The sequence below is a fragment of the Kamptonema sp. PCC 6506 genome (genome assembly GCF_000180455.1).
GTDB classification, from domain to species: Bacteria; Cyanobacteriota; Cyanobacteriia; order Cyanobacteriales; family Microcoleaceae; genus Kamptonema; species Kamptonema formosum.
The window spans coordinates 1-17,922 of sequence record NZ_CACA01000081.1; the positions used below are offsets into that span (position 1 = coordinate 1).

19 protein-coding genes and 1 pseudogene are annotated in these 17,922 nt (G+C 42.3%); 10 read left to right on the forward strand and 10 right to left on the reverse strand.

Annotated features, from left to right (window positions below; genetic code table 11):
- Positions 1-538: pseudogene (locus OSCI_RS04015) on the reverse strand (polymerase); the annotation flags it as partial.
- A gap of 167 nt (positions 539-705) precedes the next feature.
- Positions 706-1,551 carry a YaaW family protein gene (locus tag OSCI_RS04020; RefSeq protein ID WP_007353583.1) on the reverse strand — a complete coding sequence of 282 codons (846 nt, stop codon included), beginning with the start codon at positions 1,549-1,551 and terminating at the stop codon, positions 706-708.
- Between the two features lie 64 nt (positions 1,552-1,615).
- Between OSCI_RS04020 and OSCI_RS04025 the strand changes: the two genes are divergently transcribed.
- A complete protein-coding gene (locus OSCI_RS04025) occupies positions 1,616-2,776 on the forward strand; it encodes an NAD(P)/FAD-dependent oxidoreductase (protein ID WP_007353584.1) in 1,161 nt (386 codons plus the stop codon).
- A 239-nt stretch (positions 2,777-3,015) separates the two neighbouring features.
- Positions 3,016-3,366 carry a hypothetical protein gene (locus tag OSCI_RS04030; RefSeq protein ID WP_007353586.1) on the forward strand — a complete coding sequence of 117 codons (351 nt, stop codon included), beginning with the start codon at positions 3,016-3,018 and terminating at the stop codon, positions 3,364-3,366.
- 197 nt (positions 3,367-3,563) lie between these two features.
- Here OSCI_RS04030 and OSCI_RS04035 read toward each other — a convergent pair whose 3' ends face one another.
- The 3 genes from OSCI_RS04035 to OSCI_RS04040 all read right to left on the reverse strand — a co-directional run bounded on the left by OSCI_RS04035 (position 3,564) and on the right by OSCI_RS04040 (position 5,542).
- Positions 3,564-4,235 carry a DUF4351 domain-containing protein gene (locus OSCI_RS04035; protein WP_007353587.1) on the reverse strand — a complete coding sequence of 224 codons (672 nt, stop codon included), beginning with the start codon at positions 4,233-4,235 and terminating at the stop codon, positions 3,564-3,566.
- A gap of 114 nt (positions 4,236-4,349) precedes the next feature.
- Positions 4,350-4,502: a hypothetical protein gene (locus OSCI_RS32210; RefSeq protein ID WP_155523407.1), complete on the reverse strand. Its 153-nt coding sequence runs from the start codon at positions 4,500-4,502 to the stop codon at positions 4,350-4,352.
- Between the two features lie 23 nt (positions 4,503-4,525).
- The gene (locus OSCI_RS04040) at positions 4,526-5,542 is read right to left on the reverse strand and encodes a sulfate/molybdate ABC transporter ATP-binding protein (RefSeq protein WP_007353589.1); all 1,017 of its coding nucleotides are present in this window, start codon (positions 5,540-5,542) and stop codon (positions 4,526-4,528) included.
- Positions 5,543-5,847: 305 nt separating this feature from the next.
- On the opposite strand from OSCI_RS04040, the gene OSCI_RS04045 reads away from it, so the two are divergent.
- The 7 genes from OSCI_RS04045 to OSCI_RS04075 all read left to right on the forward strand — a co-directional run bounded on the left by OSCI_RS04045 (position 5,848) and on the right by OSCI_RS04075 (position 11,118).
- On the forward strand, positions 5,848-6,753 hold the full coding sequence (locus OSCI_RS04045; protein WP_007353590.1) for a D-hexose-6-phosphate mutarotase: 906 nt from the start codon (positions 5,848-5,850) through the stop codon (positions 6,751-6,753).
- A 207-nt stretch (positions 6,754-6,960) separates the two neighbouring features.
- Positions 6,961-7,197, forward strand: a complete 237-nt coding sequence (locus OSCI_RS04050) for a hypothetical protein (RefSeq protein WP_007353591.1) — start codon at positions 6,961-6,963, stop codon at positions 7,195-7,197.
- Complete coding sequence (locus OSCI_RS04055) at positions 7,194-7,535, forward strand: type II toxin-antitoxin system PemK/MazF family toxin (RefSeq protein WP_007353592.1); 342 nt, start codon at positions 7,194-7,196, stop codon at positions 7,533-7,535. The genes OSCI_RS04050 and OSCI_RS04055 overlap by 4 nt, the downstream gene beginning before the upstream one ends.
- A gap of 136 nt (positions 7,536-7,671) precedes the next feature.
- The gene (locus tag OSCI_RS04060) at positions 7,672-9,198 is read left to right on the forward strand and encodes a phosphomannomutase/phosphoglucomutase (RefSeq protein WP_007353594.1); all 1,527 of its coding nucleotides are present in this window, start codon (positions 7,672-7,674) and stop codon (positions 9,196-9,198) included.
- Between the two features lie 192 nt (positions 9,199-9,390).
- Positions 9,391-9,960: a Uma2 family endonuclease gene (locus OSCI_RS04065; protein ID WP_007353595.1), complete on the forward strand. Its 570-nt coding sequence runs from the start codon at positions 9,391-9,393 to the stop codon at positions 9,958-9,960.
- An 81-nt stretch (positions 9,961-10,041) separates the two neighbouring features.
- Positions 10,042-10,611 (forward strand): Uma2 family endonuclease, encoded by a 570-nt coding sequence (locus OSCI_RS04070; protein ID WP_019487537.1) that lies wholly within the window; start codon positions 10,042-10,044, stop codon positions 10,609-10,611.
- 78 nt (positions 10,612-10,689) lie between these two features.
- Positions 10,690-11,118 (forward strand): DUF1348 family protein, encoded by a 429-nt coding sequence (locus OSCI_RS04075; RefSeq protein ID WP_007353597.1) that lies wholly within the window; start codon positions 10,690-10,692, stop codon positions 11,116-11,118.
- Positions 11,119-11,475: 357 nt separating this feature from the next.
- Here the strand turns inward: OSCI_RS04075 and yidD are convergent, their stop codons facing one another.
- The gene (gene yidD / locus OSCI_RS04080) at positions 11,476-11,970 is read right to left on the reverse strand and encodes a membrane protein insertion efficiency factor YidD (RefSeq protein ID WP_007353598.1); all 495 of its coding nucleotides are present in this window, start codon (positions 11,968-11,970) and stop codon (positions 11,476-11,478) included.
- A 227-nt stretch (positions 11,971-12,197) separates the two neighbouring features.
- Between yidD and chlP the strand changes: the two genes are divergently transcribed.
- Positions 12,198-13,418 (forward strand): geranylgeranyl reductase, encoded by a 1,221-nt coding sequence (gene chlP, locus OSCI_RS04085; RefSeq protein WP_007353599.1) that lies wholly within the window; start codon positions 12,198-12,200, stop codon positions 13,416-13,418.
- Between the two features lie 176 nt (positions 13,419-13,594).
- On the opposite strand, the gene OSCI_RS04090 is transcribed toward chlP, so the two are convergent.
- The 4 genes from OSCI_RS04090 to OSCI_RS04105 all read right to left on the reverse strand — a co-directional run.
- Positions 13,595-13,927, reverse strand: coding sequence for a DUF5615 family PIN-like protein (locus tag OSCI_RS04090; RefSeq protein WP_007353600.1), 333 nt, complete (start codon positions 13,925-13,927; stop codon positions 13,595-13,597).
- Positions 13,924-14,148 carry a DUF433 domain-containing protein gene (locus tag OSCI_RS04095; protein WP_007353601.1) on the reverse strand — a complete coding sequence of 75 codons (225 nt, stop codon included), beginning with the start codon at positions 14,146-14,148 and terminating at the stop codon, positions 13,924-13,926. The genes OSCI_RS04090 and OSCI_RS04095 overlap by 4 nt, the downstream gene beginning before the upstream one ends.
- A gap of 222 nt (positions 14,149-14,370) precedes the next feature.
- Positions 14,371-17,019 (reverse strand): hypothetical protein, encoded by a 2,649-nt coding sequence (locus tag OSCI_RS04100; protein WP_007353602.1) that lies wholly within the window; start codon positions 17,017-17,019, stop codon positions 14,371-14,373.
- 181 nt (positions 17,020-17,200) lie between these two features.
- On the reverse strand, positions 17,201-17,922 hold a 722-nt coding region (locus OSCI_RS04105; protein ID WP_234708700.1), incomplete at its 5' end, for an S-layer homology domain-containing protein.

The window sequence follows — 17,922 nt, forward strand, 5'->3', positions numbered from 1 at the left end:
CAAACCATAATCCTAGACCAAGAATAAAAACAATTGTTAGATAGCAAGCCAGGATATTGGCATACATAAATACAGAAGACATTCGTCCAGGGGGATTACCTTTGATTTCCAATATCCACCCGAAAATGCCTTGTAATTGAACGGGAGTATTCCAATTGAAAAATAGCTGTCCCCACCCTAAAGTTACTACGGGAATTGAGGTAATTACTATAATCCAAGATAATCGCCTTAATTGAGCCGAAGTTTGAATTAAAGTGCTAAATACGGCAAAGAATATAAAGAAAGGGAAGAAATTTCCTAATCCTAAAAAAGCTTCTAGGCGGTTGTGGGCAAAACTAGCGGTAATAATTAGCCAAATACTGAGAAGAGCGAGTCCTTGATTGATGGGACGGCGGACAATTTGGTGAAACTTTTGTTTCCAAGTGGCCACTAAACCTAAGAAAATACCCAAGGCTCCTAAAATGGGAATTAAAGGGAAAATTAGAAGCCCTAACTGTGCATACTTCCAAGCAATTTGCAAGCGGCGTTCCGCAGTCATAATTTCAATTATACTCGCAGTGAAGTCATAAATTGTTAACTGTTAACTGTTAACTGTTAACTGTTAACTGTTAACCGTTAACCGTTAACCGTTAACTTTATCGTAAAATTAAAAATTAAAAACTGCGATCCCTCAATTTTTAATTTTTAATTTTTAACTTTTAATTCTCATGCTGTTCCCCAGGTATATTCTGAACGGGTGAGGCGAATTTGAGCTAAGGCAAAGATAGTCGGGATAATACGACCATAGTTAGTAGAAATCGATCGCCATCCTAAATCTGCGAAAAACCAAGTCCACATTACTGGCCCCAAAAATGCAAAGACACTTCTAGCGGCTCCATAACGGGCCGCACTTGCAGTCATGCCTTGGCGAGCGGTCTGAATTGCCATATAATTCTGAAACTGGGTTGCTGCGGCTGCTCCACCTGCGATCGCGGCTTCTTTTGCCATTTGATAGGTGGCAAAGTGCAGCGCAAACTGACGCGCCATGTGTTGTAGAATCACCTGTTTGAGTATAGAACTCACTGCCAAAGCACTGCCACCTTTAACGAGTAAAGCTAAGGGGTCTTTCTGTACTGAAATTGGCAGGGGTTCCGAGAGTTTGGACTCTTTTAGCGATCGCACTACCCGCAGTGTCAAAACTTCCTGTTCTGATTGTGGTAGGCGTTTCCAGGCCCTTCCCATCAAAAACAGAAATACTTCTTCCTCTAACTCTGTTGTCGAGAGCTTTTTGGAGTAAGGAATTTTGATGTAGCGGCAAACTTGAATGAGAGCTTGCCGATAAGTGACTTGGTGGGTGCGACCCCGCAATACTGTTAACCCATCGGCGGCGAGATAGCGGAATCGCTGTTCTATGGCATCTAGCCAAGCTTCGCGATCGCGACTCTGTACGTCTATCGGTGCAGGAGTATGTACATAATCTAAGGGGTTAAACCTGCGGCTGAACAGAAGTTCTGTTAGCTGCTGCAATTCCTCCTCTGTTGCCAATTCCAGTGCTGCTCTCAGTTCGTCCAAGATTTACGCCCTCCATTACCCACAGATTATTGCTGTCCCTTATTCTACTTTGGTAGTTCATCTTATGCCGCCTCTAAAAATGGACGCTCGATTACCTTTATTTGATATTGCCGTGATTGGGGCAGGAATGGCGGGGCTGATTTGCGCTCAACAGTTGCGTCAAGCAGGCTATTCTGTCGCTGTAATTGAGAAATCTCGCGGTGCGGGGGGACGAGTCGCTACTCGCCGTTTGCACGCCACTAGAACGGATCATGGCGCTCGTTATCTGGAACGGCAAGGGGAAATGGTGCAGCAGCTTATTGAGATTATGCGCGATCGCCACATCCTCGAAGTCTGGACTGATACGGTTTATGAATTTAGAGTCAGAGATGGGGAAGTTAAATCGAGCCCAACCTCTCCCGCTTCCAGTCTCCTCCACTCCCCATTCTCCCCATCCCAAAATCGGTATGTGCCTCCAGCAGGAATGAACTGCATAGGCAAATTTTTGGCCAACGATCTCGAAATTTGGTTTACTCGCCGTGCCATAGCTCTCAATACCACAGATAGTAAAACTTGGCATCTTACGCTGGAAATATTAGGCGAAAATGAATATCCCCAAGAATTAACAGCTAAGGCTGTTGTTGTCGCAATTCCAGCCTCCCAAGTTTTGATGCTGCTGACAGAAACAAAGAATTTACCCTCAGAGTTTATTGACACATTGCGCTCTATCGAGTATGGATCCTGCATAACAGTAATGGCAGGTTATCCACTGGAACGACAGCAAGATTTAGCTAAGCTAAATCCAGCCTGGAAAGCTATTAGTTTTATAGGCGATTCACCTTTAGCTTGGATTGGTTTAGATAGCAGCAAGCGTCAAGAGTCGCAACAGCCTGTATTTGTTGTCCAAAGTAGCGCTACTTTCGCAGAAAATTATTTAGAATCTCCTAATTTACAACTTGTTGGTCAACAGTTACTAGAACGTGCAGGGGAATATCTAATGCCTTGGCTTTCCGCTCCCGAATGGTTGCAAGTTCATCGGTGGCGCTATGCTTTTTGTCAACATCCTTTATCTATATCTTGTTTACCGGCGATGACTCCACTCCCTCTAGTTTGTGCTGGCGATTGGTGCGGGGGAAATCAAATAGAAGGAGCTTTGAATTCTGGATTAGCTGCCGCTAGTTGGGTTAATAGTATGCTCGCGAATAATCAATTGCCTGATTTTAACTCTATTCTACGATCGCTCTAAGTAGATATAAACCTCTTAATAGCTACCTATTGCGGGGGAAACCCTAAATATTCCCTTGGGAGGATTTCTCTTCTGGGCTTTATTGGTTACAAATAGATCAGTTCAAATTTGTGGGCTACAAGTAGATTGTATCTTATATCTGACCAAGATTGAGATCGAAATTGTTCGGGATTTAGTTAACTCTAAACCTGTTAACGATCTACTATGTAAACCTCTAATAAAATATGGAGAATCTTTGTATGTCATCTATCAAATTCAACTTCCCTGTGCAACGTCTAGTTCGCACCTTGGCAGTTTTTTGTATTTGCGCCATGCTGTTTGTATTTAATGCTTTCCCTGCTGTTGCCGTTACCAGCAATCCTACCAAAGGTGAGGATCAACTTTTAGGAATTGAAAAGCAAGCACAAAAGGCAGTTCTGAAGCAACCTATGGATCTACAAGAAACTCAGGACAAAGCTAATGCAGGCCCTAATGAAATTCAAGGCGACGCTGACATTGACAAGATGAAAAATGCTTCAAACACTAATGCTACCTCTTTTGAGGAACAGGTGAAGAATGTTGTCGAAAATATTACTGGTAAAAAAGACTAAGGAGTGAAGTAATTTCAATTTTGTCACTTCTGTAAGGCTAATTTTTTGTGGAATATTTACCGCTAATAGCAGGCTTAAAGGTGACAATTATTGAAGGTGTCAGGTAAATTTACTAATAATGCTGGTGGTCATTTTTAAAGAACGATCGCCAGCTTTTTGTAATCTGCATCGCACTACATCTTCATCAGATTTTTACATCAATTTTGTACTGACGAATCACCAGAAATTTGCTGTAACCAAGCAATTAAATCTGCTTCATGTGAAAAATCGAGCAGTGCTTCTGCTAATTCTTCTAACTGCGAAACTGGTAAAGAGCGAATAGTTCCCTGCAACTCAGGATTTACAGCACCGATGCGGCGCGGAAGTTGGCGCAAGATTAACGCCAAAGCTTCTGATTGCTTTCCTTGTTCTATACCTCTTTCCATCCAACTGGTGACGATTTCCATAACTACCTCTTGCTGAGCTGGTTCTATTCTAGCAATCTCAGATTCTAACAGACTTTCTTCTTCAGAGTTCAGGCGTAAATAAGTGTCAATAAACCCCGAAATTAGCTTCATTTTTGCCGGGTTTAAGCGTAAAGTTGCCAGCAAGCGCAAACATTCTAACTTCACTCTTGGACGCTCTTGGGGAGCGATGTTCATTTTCGCCATTAGCGCACTGGCTACTGGATTTTGCTGCTGCAAAAAATCTCGCCAATTCAGGCGATTTAATTGGATTATATCATAATTGAAATCCAAAACAAGTTTATTTGGAAAAGTTACTTGATGGCGGCTGGGTTGAGGCGATCGCGGGGTATCGTAGGAAAATAAAGCGATGGGATATACAGGTAAATCGTGTTTCTCATACAAGCGGGAAAAGTAGCGAAACATCCGCTTGCTAAAGTTCGCTTGATATTGAGCTTGGCTTTCAACATGGATCAGAAAGAAAGTCTCCTGAGTCCGAAATTTGATTTTGGCAACTAAGTCAGCTTCATAACGATCGCCCTATGTGATATCTGTAAACACTTCTTTGTCTAAAAACTCCAGCGTACTTGGTTCTAGATATCTAGCTACCTCTGGAAAAAACAACTCCAAAAATTCCACAAAGAAGGTGGTCAGTAGTTCTTTAAATAAGCGATCGTGGTCAATCATAATCAAACATTAATTCCTCTTTATGTCTATTAAATCGAATAGTAAAGTGGAAAAGACTTGGCATCTTTCGGCTTAATATAAACCTGTTGTTGCGCCTGTAATTGTAACTGATCAAATCGCTCTCGTGTCAGGTTAGCCGTGACTACTTGCCCGTCATCTAAAATTAATTCCGCTTGAATTTCCCAGCCTAAATGAATGACGCGGTTAACTTTGGCTGGTACTGTCAATTCATCTTGTTTTGTTTCAATCACCACATCGTGAGGACGCAAGAAAATTTCTGGGTTAGCTGAGTCAAAACCGCTACTTTGGAAAATCCCAGAACTGCTAGGTAATACGTTCACTGGCCCAATAAAACTCATCACAAAAGCACTAGCTGGTCGGTCATAAATATCTGCTGGCGTACCGATTTGTTCGACTTTGCCTTTGTTCATTACGACAATTTCATCGGCGACTTCCATCGCTTCTTCTTGGTCGTGGGTGACAAAAACTGTGGTAACATGAACTTCATCATGGAGTCGCCGCAACCAGGCCCGTAAATCTTTGCGAACTTTGGCATCAAGGGCTCCAAAAGGTTCATCTAATAGCAATACTTTGGGTTCAACTGCTAGGGCTCTGGCAAGGGCGACTCGTTGGCGTTGGCCCCCGGAAAGTTGGGAGGGATAGCGATCGCCTAATCCTTGCAATTGAATCAAGTCTAATAATTCTTCTACTCGCGCTTTTACCTTTGCACGGGGTCGCTTCTGAAGTTCCAGCCCAAAGGCGATATTTTTCCGCACGCTCATGTGCTTAAATAGGGCGTAGTGCTGAAATACAAAGCCAATATTCCGTTCTTGGACGTTTTGATAGGTCGCATCTTGACCTGTGAGCCAGATTTTACCAGATTCAGGCATCTCTAAACCTGAGATCAGCCGTAGCAGAGTTGATTTACCCGATCCTGACGGCCCCAGCAGCGCAACTAAAGAACCCGATTTAATCTCAAGGTTTACTCGATCGACAGCTTGGAAGCTGCCAAAATTTTTGGATACGTTCTCAACGAGGATGCCCATTTTTAAAGGAAGGAGGAATAAGGAGGACGCTTGGAAAGAGAATCACCGATTATCTGGTAGATTCTTGGTAGTTTTATATCATAATTGCACGTAGCAAGTATAGACAGGAGTTGAGTTTTTTTGTGGGGCGATCGCGAAGGAAGAAGGATGAAGGAAGAAGGGAAAAGGGAGATATTGATTAAAAGAATTTTAAGAATATAGTGGTGCGATCGCACACCCTCAAAATATAGTCAAACTCAACAATCCCAAAAAATCCCGCCGCCATACTATCAGATAATTGGGAAGCAGTTCACCAGGCCGACTCCATGAGTATTGACAAATTAAACACCGATTACGGCATTCCCGGCCACCTCACTTTCGCCGCTGGGAACGGTGGTTTTCCGACGATTCGCATCGACAACGGCCAAGCCAAAGCCTTGATTTCTGTATATTCCGGCCAAGTCTTGTCCTTCCAACCCGCCACCGAACCCACAGATTTGATGTTCCTGAGTGAAAAAGCTTACTACGCTGAGGGGAAAGCGATCAAAGGCGGTATTCCCATCTGTTGGCCCTGGTTTGGCCCCGATCCCGAAGGTTTGGGCCGTCCCAGTCATGGATTCGTGCGGAATCGCCTCTGGAATGTCATCAACACCGCCACCACCACAGACGGCGCAACCCAAGTCATTCTAGGACTTAAGGATACCCAGGAAACTAGAGCAATTTGGCCCCAAGCCTTTGAACTGGCGATCGCCATTACCGTTGGCACCACCCTTACTGTAGAATTAATTACCCGGAATCTAGGCGACAAAGCCTTTCCCCTCACCCAAGCTTTCCACACCTATTTCCAAGTCGGCGATATCAACCGCGTGCAGGTTTTGGGATTAGAAAATACCCAGTATCAAGATAAGGTTGATGGTGGTAAAGAAAAAACTCAAGTGGGTGCGATCGCGATCGCAGGTGAAGTAGATCGAATCTATCTCAATGTTACCAATGAATTAGTCATTGACGATGCCTCCCTCAATCGTCGGATTCGCATTAAATCCTCTGGTAGCAAATCCGCCGTAGTTTGGAATCCCTGGGTAACAATTTCTGCAAATATGGCCGACCTTGACGATCTCGATTATCAGCGTTTAATCTGCGTAGAAACAACCAATGCGGCGACGGATATTGTGGAAGTACCTGCTCATGGTGAATTCCGGTTAGAGGCAATTTATAGCATTGAACGCGACTAAAAGATGAGATATTAATTTCAGCGGTGACAGGTTTAAAATCCTCAGAATTGGATTAAAAAACTTTGTCACCGTAACGCCTAAGAATACTTTATACCTAAGCGATCTTGCTATAATGAGATATCAAGAGAAGTTAGGGGAGGATCGACAACTAACTAACATCCGGTATTGTGACCATAAATAAACAAATTTAATGAGGAATTTTTCTTTATGTCTGCCACTACCCGCGAACAACTACATCAACAGATTGATAGCTTACCAGATCATATTATTGAACAAATCGCAAACTTTACCCTATCTATAACGGCCCAAGAGAAAATAGCAACATCAGAATACACTGACTGGCAAAGTACGCAGTGGCAAGACCTTTCATTAACACAACTTTTCCGAGAAGATGATGAGATTGAATATTCCTTAGAAGATGCTAAAGAAATCTATCAACCATGAAACCGGGTGATATTGTATTAATTCGTTTTCCTCAAGCTGACTTGAAACAAGGAAAACTTCGTCCCGCATTGGTAATCGCCATTGCACCTAGTCGCCATCCTGATTTATTATTAGCTTTAGTTTCCTCACGCATCGATCGAGCAACAGCAGGATTTGACGAAATAATAGATTTAACAGACCCTGACTATATAGCCACTGGTCTTAAAGTTGCTTCTGTTGTTAGATTAGGACGATTAGCAACTGTTGAATCATCGGTTGTTAATGCCCGTCTAGGAAGTATTTCAAACGAACGATTAATACAAATAAAAACTCGTTTAATTGATTGGCTACAAAAATAAAAATCTTCAAATTCTTAACGATCGACTTATACTTACTTCCTATCAATGGCAACAAATGTAACAATTTAATATCAAAGTTTGCTGTAAAATAACATATTATACCAAATCTACCACCATAATATTACCATCAGCAATCATGCAAAACTTCAACTGGACAAAACTCCAAAATGGCTCCGATATTCGCGGAATCGCCCTCGAAGGCATTCCCGAAGAAAAAGTCAACCTTACCCCCGAAATTGCGACAATTTTAGGTAAAGCATTTGTCTATTGGCTAACCCAAAAAATTAACAAACCAGCAGCAGAATTAACCATCTCCCTCGGCCGCGACAGTCGCCTATCTGGGCCAGTTTTAATGCAGGCAGTCATGGAAGGTATCGCCTCAGTTGGTAGCCAAGTTTATGATTTTGAAATGGCTTCAACTCCAGCAATGTTTATGAGCACCATTACCCCTGGTTTTAGTTGCGACGGTGCGATTATGCTAACCGCCAGTCATTTACCTTTTAATCGTAACGGCTTAAAGTTTTTTACTGCCCAAGGAGGGTTACAAAAAAAAGATATTACTGATATCTTAGCATTAGCTGTCAACAATAATTTTCCGTCATCCCCCACCCCAGGCAAAATTACCAAGCATGATTTTATCTCAGTTTATGCCAACCAATTTGTCACCAAAATCAGGAAAGCAGTCAATCATCCCGCTAATTTTGAGCAACCACTAACCGGATTAAAAATTGTCGTCGATGCTGGCAATGGTGCCGGAGGATTCTATGTCGATAAAGTGTTAAAACCTTTAGGCGCAGACACCACAGGCAGTCAATTTTTAGATCCTGATGGTACTTTCCCCAATCACGTACCAAATCCTGAAGATAAAGCAGCAATGCAGTCAATTTGTCAAGCAGTAATTAAACATCAAGCAGATTTTGGGATTATTTTTGATACCGATGTCGATCGCAGCGCTGCCGTCGATAGAACCGGGAAAGAACTTAATCGCAATCGCTTAATTGCCTTGATTTCTGCGATTATATTAAAAGAGCATCCTGGCTCTACGATTGTCACCGATTCTATCACATCTGATGGTTTAACGCAATTCATTGAACAGGATTTAAAAGGGATTCACCATCGCTTTAAACGCGGCTACAAAAATGTGATTGATGAATCGATTCGCCTCAATCAAAGCGGACAGGAATCATGGTTAGCCATTGAAACTTCTGGACACGGTGCATTGCAAGAAAATTACTTTCTGGATGATGGCGCTTACCTAGTTAGCAAACTATTGATTGAATTGGCTAAATCAAAGCTAGCTAATCAATCTTTACCCGATTTAATTGCCAATTTAAAGGAACCAGAAGAAAGTGTAGAGTTTCGGATTAAAATTGGTGTTGATGACTTCAAGTCTCACGGTAATAGTGTGATTGAAAAGCTACAAGAATTTGCAGCCATGCAGAAAGACTGGACAATCGTTCCTAATAACTACGAAGGCGTGCGAATTTCTTGTAATTCAACCAATGAAGATGGCTGGTTTTTGTTGCGTTTGTCATTACACGATCCAGTTATGCCGTTGAATATTGAGTCTAATGTTAAGGGTGGTGTCGCTCGTATAGCCACTCGACTTTTAACATTTTTACAAACCCAAGATTCCCTAGATTTATCTGCACTTTTGCGTTAATTTCCATAACTCAAAAAAACTACGTAACGCCGCCATCTTGGCGGTATTGTTACCGCCAAGATGGCGGCGTTACATAAACCGTGATTAAGTCCTGTAGATCGCAACTAATTTACCAGATATGATATAATTGCTCAAATAAATCAAGTTAGCTTGTAGAAAAATTAAATTATCCTTACAGGAGGCTTGCTTGCTATGACTGTTGCATCCAAAAAAATGAGTCTTGAAGAATACCTCAATTTTGATGATGATACAGATACCCGATATGAACTGGAAAATGGAGAACTAATTGTTATGCCTCCAGAAAGCGAACTCAATCGCCGAATTGCCATGTTTTTATTAATTTACTTTGCACAACAAGGTATTCCACCATACCGATTGACAATGAAAACTGAAATCGTGGTCAATGGTTCACGCGCAACGACTCGCTTACCAGATTTAATGGTGCTTTCTGAAGAACTAGCTACGGCATTGGAGGGAACCAAAAGATCCACTATTACGATCGATATGCCACCGCCGTTGCTAGTAGTAGAAGTGGTAAGTCCTCGCCAGGAAAATCGTGACTATCGCTATAAACGTTCTGAGTATGCTTCGCGAGGAATTTTAGAATATTGGATTGTTGACCCGATGCAACAGGGGGTGACAGTATTAGAGTGGGTTGAGGGTTTATATGAAGAAAAGGTTTATATAGGTGATATGTCGCTTGATTCTCCTCTATTTGGGATGTTAGAACTGACGGCGGAAAGATTATTGCAAGGGCGTTAAATAGATGATATAATTTTAACTAAATCAAGTTAACTTGTGGAATACTTAAACTATCCTTACTTAACAGGAGGCGTGGTTGCCATGACTGTTGCATCCAAAAAAATGAGCCTTGAGGAATACCTCAATTTTGATGATGATACAGATACCCGGTACGAACTAGAAAATGGAGAACTGATTGTTATGCCTCCAGAAAGCGATCTGAACCAGCGAGTTGCGATCTTTCTATTAGTGTACTTTGCACAACAGGGTATTCCATCTTATCGGTTGAGAATTGGGGCTGAAATTGTGGTCAGTGGTTCGCGGGCAACAACTCGCTTACCAGATTTAATGGTACTTTCTGAGGAACTAGCTACGGCATTGGAGGGAAGTAAAAGATCAACTATTATGATTGATATGCCACCGCCGTTGCTAGTAGTAGAAGTGGTAAGTCCTCGCCAGGAAAAGCGCGACTATCGCTATAAACGTTCTGAGTATGGTTCGCGAGGCATTTTAGAGTATTGGATTGTTGACCCGATGCAACAGCAGGTGACAGTATTAGAGTGGGTTGAGGGTTTATATGAAGAAAAGGTTTATATAGGCGATCGCGCGATTAATTCTCCTCTTTTGGGGGTGTTGGAACTGACTGCTGAAAGATTATTGCAAGGACGTTGAATATCAAATAAAGAAGGATGAAGGAAGAAGAAATAAATTCGATTGATAAACTTTTGCGATCGCTAACTCACAAATCTTATGGAAACAAAACTACCTCTACCGCCCTTTACTTTAGAAACTGCTAAAGCCAAAGTTCAAGCCGCTGAAGATGCTTGGAATACCAGCGATCCTGAACGAGTAGCTTTAGCTTATACAGAGGATTCTCAATGGCGAAATCGCGCCGAATTTTTCAGCGGACGGGAAGAAATTAAGGCTTTCTTAAGACGAAAATGGGCGAAAGAATTAGACTATCGTTTGAAAAAGGAACTGTGGAGTTTTACCGATAATCGTATTTCTGTGCGCTTTGAATATGAGTGGCATGATGATTCTGATTATTGGTATCGGGCTTATGGTAATGAACAGTGGGAATTTGCAGAAAATGGATTGATGCGAAGACGGGAAGCGAGTATTAATGATGTGCAGATTCAAGAGTTTGAAAGGAAGTTTCGATGGGAACGCACAATTTAAGTAGGGCAATCCCCCGTTAATTCCCCTAATTGGGCGTAACTGTTACCAGATGTTAAGTAGAAGGTAGAAGGTAGAAGGAAGAAGGAAGAAGGAAGAAGGAATTAGTTATCTAGGAGAGAAGGAAGAAGGAAGAAAAATTTACTTATCTAGGAGAGAAGGAAGAATGTTTATACAGTCAGCTTTTTAGCCATCCCGATCTTATGTTTTATTAGGTGGATTTACTTAAGCTCTGTATTAGAGTTCAAAAGAAAAGTAAGTCAATGGCAGGCTTCCTGTCTGCTTCACAAGGTTTATTGTTCATGTCCATTGATTACTTGGCCAATTGAAAAATTGAATTTTACCAAATAAGTGATTTGTTTAGGAAGATCCGCAACTGCCGCAATCTGCACCGCAACAATCCATACCAGAACAATCTATATCGCAACAATCCATACCAGAATAATCTACACCGCTACAGTCCATACCAGAACAATCTGCACTGCTACAGTTTGATGCAGTATCTCCGCAATCATTTTGATACTTAGAATTTCGGCGAGAAGTTTCCTTCTCTGATTTGGCTCGATCGTTGTCCTGGGAGTTGGGGTTTTCATGATTAGATTGGCTGTTATACCTAGCTTTGAGGATTTTGTTGGCATTTTTGCAAGCGGCAAACCTGTGGCGGGCTGCTTTTAGGCCTTGTGACAATCCTCTTTGAGCGATCGCACCCTTAATATACTGCGAACAAGATTCGCCCCCATACAGCACTCGGTGAGCGCAGGACAAGCCTTTTTTGGGCGAGATGTACTTTTGGTATCCGGTAATCGACGCTACAGCTATTTGCCGAACAGCAGAATCGAAGATAGGCGCTTGCATTCTTTGCTTGAAATAGTTAGAGGACAGGGAACAGGCGATCGCCACTTACCAACTACAATCTAGTATCTGCTAATTCCCTGTTAATTGAAAATTGCCCCACCTGTTACCAGATGTTAAGCTCTGTTTCATTTCATATACAAATAGCCAACTTCCCATAGAGCAAATCCTAAGTCTGTGATACCATACTCACCTTAGAAACCATATCAAAAGAGATTGGGAGAACAGCTTTGACACTACGGGTTGCTGTTGTTGGATCGGGCCCGGCCGGTTCCTGTGCCGCCGAGACGCTGGTGAAAGCGGGCATTGAAACTTATTTGATTGAGCGCAAGCTTGACAATGCTAAGCCCTGCGGCGGCGCAATTCCGCTGTGCATGGTGAGCGAGTTTGACTTGCCCCAAGAGATTATTGACCGTCAGGTAAGAAAGATGAAGATGATTTCTCCCTCAAATATTGAGGTAGACATCAACATCGAAAAACCAGATGAATATATTGGGATGTGCCGTCGGGAAGTGCTCGACAGTTTCCTACGGAATCGAGCCGCCTCTCTGGGGGCTAAGCTGATTAATGGTACTGTTCACAAGCTGGACATCCCCACTAACGGTACTGATGCTTACACGATCCACTATGCTGACCACTCCGATGGTAATGCAGTGGGAACGATTAAAAATCTGAAGGTAGATTTGGTAATTGGCGCTGATGGTGCTAATTCTCGCGTAGCTAAGGCGATTGATGCTGGGGATTACAATTATGCGATCGCCTTCCAAGAACGCATCCGCCTCCCAGAAGATAAGATGGACTACTACCAAGACTTAGCGGAAATGTACGTCGGTGACGATGTTTCCACTGATTTCTACGCTTGGGTATTCCCGAAATACGACCACGTTGCCGTCGGCACGGGTACGATGAAGGTCAATCAAGCTGATATCAAAAAGCTACAAGCTGGGATCAGAGCCCGCGCCGCTAAAAAATTAGCAGGCGGTAAGATTATCAAGGTGGAAGCTCATCCAATCCCCGAACATCCCCGCCCCCGCCGCGTAGTTGGTAGAGTTGCCCTCGTAGGCGATGCTGCTGGTTATGTGACTAAATCTTCTGGAGAAGGCATTTACTTCGCCGCTAAGTCTGGCCGGATGTGTGCGGAAACAATAGTTGAGATTTCTGCTAACGGTACTCGCATTCCCACAGAAGAAGAGCTTAAGCTTTACCTGAAGCGGTGGGATAAGAAATATGGCATTACTTACAAAGTGCTTGACATTTTGCAAAGAGTGTTCTACCGTTCCGATGCCACCCGCGAAGCTTTTGTGGAGATGTGCGCCGATCGCGACGTGCAGCGCCTCACTTTTGATAGCTATTTGTATAAAACAGTAGTGCCAGCAAATCCGTTTGTGCAGATGAAAATTACTGCGAAAACGATCGGTAGTTTGCTTAGAGGCAATGCTTTAGCACCTTAATTACCTGGTTTTTCATGCAGATTGAAAAAGATATCTCCCCCATACCCTACAAGGGGAGGGGGAATTTTCTTTCTTTTTTTACTACCCCTTCCAAATAATAAATTTGTTCGTTTTCCCTCTCAAAAACAAACAAATGATTATCTTAGAAGTTCAATACCGTAGGAAGTGCGATCGCACTAAGCCAATACCAAGATGCTTTCTACTTCGCTATTACAAAATTGGGTGATCGTATCAAAATTATCTCTCAATATTTGAACGATCGTGGATGTTGGACTGTTACCAATGCGAAGATAGATAAATTTGGGTGGATAGCCGTAGAGCAAACTCCGTTGATGAAAATCCGAATCCTTGGAAACAATTACAAAATCATTTACCTTTGCATATTCCCAAATAACTGAATCATCAGTATTCGTAAGTACCAAGGTTTTGACATGAGCGGAATCGGGATACAAATCGATTATCCTGTGAATAATTCGGTCTGATAGGTTTTCGTCTAATAGTAGTTTCACAAGGATGCCACAAATAATTTTTTCTCGCGATCCGCAGCAAAAGCAAGGCAAGCTTTGATGTCTTCCGAAGTGAGTTCTGAAAAATCTTCTAAAACTTCTGCCTCTGTCATACCACCAGCCAGATACTCCAGGATATCGTACACAGTAATTCGCATTCCCCTGATACACGGTTTACCGCTGCGTTTTCCCGGTTCAATCGTGATGATTTTATGGTATTCCATTATGTTTTTGAGAATAATTGCTTAAATATATAATAGGTTGTATTTGGCCAAATCTCCACTATTCTTGTCAAGATAATTTTACATAGACGATCTAGCAAGAAAAAAGGCGATCGCTACCCACCAGAAAGGGATTACTTGTAATCGGTAAAATTCTTTAAATGTTCGGTAACATGAACCATGAAATCAGACGATCATTGTCATTGTTTAACTTACGAACTCACGTTAAATTATTCTTGGTAGTAGTGGTGGCGATTCATCTGACTCTAAAGATACAAAATATCTACTGTAAACCACACTATTTGGTTCCCATGCTGGATACCAATAAACATTTTGAATTACAGCTTTTTCTTGATGATTATTACCTTGTGGCCACTGAAAAGAAACTAAGCCAAAATTGCTCTGTCCGACAATTTGTTCTCCCTCTTGCAGCCAACGATTTCGCCAAATTAATGGCACCACATCCTCTACATTTTTAAACCAGATAGATTCATTTTTTTTAGGATTAAATTTTCCCAATCGTTGCCTTTTTATCCAAGAGGCAACTTCAGCTTTTTGTCGTTTAATCCACTCAATTCGATATCGCCAGTCAGGCAAAGAATTTTCATCTTTAATGGCAATTGACCAAGCTACTTCGCAACTACCACGAGTACCCTGAACTTGGCGCAATATTGGCCCTTCTTTGGGAACCTCAATATCCAACACCCGCACTATTTCTGGTGTTACAACAATTTCCACCAATTCCGGTGGGAAATTCCAGCCGGCCCAGTCTTCGGGTTGTTCTAAAGCCACAGATTTTGCCTTTGTGTGGACAAAATTTGTCGTCCACTCAGCATTTTTAAACGCGCTGGCGGTAAGTTGTGCAAGTACAAAAGACTTACTATTTGAAGTGCGATCGAGAGAACTTATATTATCAGAATTTATATTATCAGAAGTTACATTGCAATCTTCTTTTAACTTAAGATTAGAAAGGTTAGATTTATCCTCGCTAAAATCAAGCTTTGACCAATAGTTAAGACGAACAGCAGCAGCATAGTGAATATCTCCTGTCAAAATTACTATCCGATCGCGCCGCTTAAACAATTGGGTCAATAACTTTATAAAACCAATTTCGTGAAAGTTCCACGAATCACCAGCATCGCTATTAAACACCTTACCTTGCTGAATATCCCACCGCTGTACCATGTCAATAATTGACAAACTTACTAGATTTGTAGGTAGCACTACCAGTGTAAGTTCGATACTAGCTTCGTTGCTTTCATTTAGGCGATCGCTTTCGATCAAAGGTTGCTGAATTTGTTCCTCAAACCCTAGATGACACAACAGCATGGGCGGTTCAGTTGTATGATTCTTGGGATATCCCCGCCAAGTGCGCGTATCCAGCACAATTACTTCATGTTTAAAACTTCTAATCGTGTAGTGCCAATTTAAAATTTCTGTTCCGTCAGCATAATCCCGATCTAAAACCAAAACATCTTCATCTACTTTGAATTTAGGTAAACCAGTTTCCGGTTCTAGCTGCGGAATTCCCAAATATTTAGCCGCACTTTCCCAGGCGGATTCGTCATTACCCGCCGACTCCGACCAAGTTTTAGCTGCTACTAATAGTTTCTCTCCTGGTTGTCCTTCCTCAAACTGATCTGGCGTATTTCCCCACGCTTGAAATATGGCATAAGCTAGAATTGCATTCTGGACAGTACGCCGGCCCAAGGCTTTGCTAAGTACGCGATCGCACCACTCCCGATTTAGATACCAATCGTCGCTAACATCGTGGTCATCACAGATAGTATAAGTCGGAATATTGGCGATCGCCCTTCGCACCCTCCACAAATCGCGACTAAAACCCTCAATGACTGCAACCTCGCGATCCCACAACTTTGCCTGCTTAGCATTTGAGTAAATATCCTTACCCTTGGGAAACTCCGCAGGCCAAAGTATCGGCGACCAAGCAAACAAATACATGGCATAATATTCACCCAAGCTAAACAAATGACTTTTCGCCTTATCCGGTTTATTAACTAGCATCGCCGTAAAGCCGGCAAAATCTCTAGCAATATCGCTGCGATCGCCTGGTTTTAACTCCGAAGGTTTTTTATACAACTGTTCCTGAATCTGACTAGACTCATTCAGGGGCAAATTTTCTTCCCAACCCAAAAGTGCATCACCAGCCTCAGTCACCGCCCACAACAAAGGATCTGCCACATCATCGCCGTAAATTTGATCCCCAGTTAAAAAAAGTTGATGAGGTCGAGAATTTGCCTCTCTTGCATACTCATGAATCAAATCATCCAATATCGGCAACGCATCGCGCCCTCCTCCGTGAGGTTTACGACAAGAACCATGTACAATTCGCAGGTGATTTAAGTCCTCTGGCGGTAAGGCAAAAGTAGGCAGTTGATGGTCAAAATAGCTAAGGCAAGACTTACGCATTCCGAACAAAGAAACCTGGTTTTTTACTGAATCTGTTTGTTCTAACGAAGTATTTTCATCAAAAAACCCGGTTTCTAAACCCTCATCTTTAGCCTCAATTCCCAAGGCCCAATTTAAACTTTTTTGGGGCGCACAACTAAAATTCAAGTCGTAGGCATAAACTTGTCCCGATTCCAGTTGGTAGTCATTCACAGGCTTAGCGGTGACAGCCACAACGTACAGATATTTACCCAACTTTACCGCTTGCCGCGAACCTTCCAAAATACAATTACCAAGGATTTCGCCCTTTCCCTCAACTGTCGCGTAAACCCTGAGTGTCACTTCGCTTGCCTCTTTCAGCGCTAGCCAAACCGTAACAGCCTCGCTTTCTGTACGTCGCAAGATTGGCCCTGTCAGAATGAGTGGCAACTGATTCAAGCGGTGGCTTAAGGGTGTCTGTGACATCGGATTTTAGAGTTAAAGTTTTAACTTTTATAGGACTTACACATTACTTATGTAAGTCCTGTTTAACTATTCGTAATCACGGTAAATAATTATCATTGTAAACGCAGTGAAGCAATCCCATAACTATTGCGATCGCTTCACTGCGTTTGCAATGGCAGAGTGTAATATAATCTCAATCGCATCAAGTTCCGGGAACCGGAATCGGAATATTAACCGGATTAGGAGTAGAATTACTTCCACTAGGAGCAGGATCGGCAGGAATAGAACCAGGTCTTGCTTGCTTCTCCAAATACCTACTCAACGCATAAGCCATATCCGCGCGAGTCATTGGGTTCAAAGGATTAATCTTATTAGTTCCTCCCTCAATATTCACAAACCTTTCATAAAGTGCAGTCGCCATTGACTTTCTCGCCCAACTAGGAATTTCTCCAGCATCGGGATATCTAGCTAAAATCTCAGAAACATTCTCTTCGGGAAACTGAAACACTCCATAAGCTTGAGCAAAAATTGCCAAAGCTTCCGCACGGCTTACCCTTTGATTAGGGAAAAATAGCCCATCTCGATACCCGCTCATTGTTCCCGTTTTTAATACAGTTTGGATCGCATTGTATCCCCAATAAGAGTTAGGTACATCAGGTACAGCAATATCCGGTTTTTGCGCTGTATTTCGACGCTCTAATTGAAAGGTTCTCACTAAAATAGAAGCCAATTCAGCACGACTAATAATGCCCTCAGCATTAAAATTGCCATTGGTATCTTTTGTCATCAATCCAGCTTGTACAACCTGTTCAATTGGACTTCCTACTTGTTGAGCTTCTACCATTATTGGCACTCCTTGTACTAGCAATATTGTCGAAAAAATAAGGACTAACTTTTGCATGATTTTTAAAGACTCCTGTAACT

Coding starts and splice junctions, on each gene's coding strand:
- OSCI_RS04025 (WP_007353584.1), top strand. CDS start 1,616: ATGCCGCCTCTAAAAATGGACGCTCGATTACCTTTATTTGATATTGCC.
- OSCI_RS04030 (WP_007353586.1), top strand. CDS start 3,016: ATGTCATCTATCAAATTCAACTTCCCTGTGCAACGTCTAGTTCGCACC.
- OSCI_RS04035 (WP_007353587.1), bottom strand. CDS start 4,235: ATGTTTCGCTACTTTTCCCGCTTGTATGAGAAACACGATTTACCTGTA.
- OSCI_RS04040 (WP_007353589.1), bottom strand. CDS start 5,542: ATGGGCATCCTCGTTGAGAACGTATCCAAAAATTTTGGCAGCTTCCAA.
- OSCI_RS04045 (WP_007353590.1), top strand. CDS start 5,848: ATGAGTATTGACAAATTAAACACCGATTACGGCATTCCCGGCCACCTC.
- OSCI_RS04050 (WP_007353591.1), top strand. CDS start 6,961: ATGTCTGCCACTACCCGCGAACAACTACATCAACAGATTGATAGCTTA.
- OSCI_RS04055 (WP_007353592.1), top strand. CDS start 7,194: ATGAAACCGGGTGATATTGTATTAATTCGTTTTCCTCAAGCTGACTTG.
- OSCI_RS04060 (WP_007353594.1), top strand. CDS start 7,672: ATGCAAAACTTCAACTGGACAAAACTCCAAAATGGCTCCGATATTCGC.
- OSCI_RS04065 (WP_007353595.1), top strand. CDS start 9,391: ATGACTGTTGCATCCAAAAAAATGAGTCTTGAAGAATACCTCAATTTT.
- OSCI_RS04070 (WP_019487537.1), top strand. CDS start 10,042: ATGACTGTTGCATCCAAAAAAATGAGCCTTGAGGAATACCTCAATTTT.
- OSCI_RS04075 (WP_007353597.1), top strand. CDS start 10,690: ATGGAAACAAAACTACCTCTACCGCCCTTTACTTTAGAAACTGCTAAA.
- yidD (WP_007353598.1), bottom strand. CDS start 11,970: ATGCAAGCGCCTATCTTCGATTCTGCTGTTCGGCAAATAGCTGTAGCG.
- OSCI_RS04095 (WP_007353601.1), bottom strand. CDS start 14,148: ATGGAATACCATAAAATCATCACGATTGAACCGGGAAAACGCAGCGGT.
- OSCI_RS04100 (WP_007353602.1), bottom strand. CDS start 17,019: ATGTCACAGACACCCTTAAGCCACCGCTTGAATCAGTTGCCACTCATT.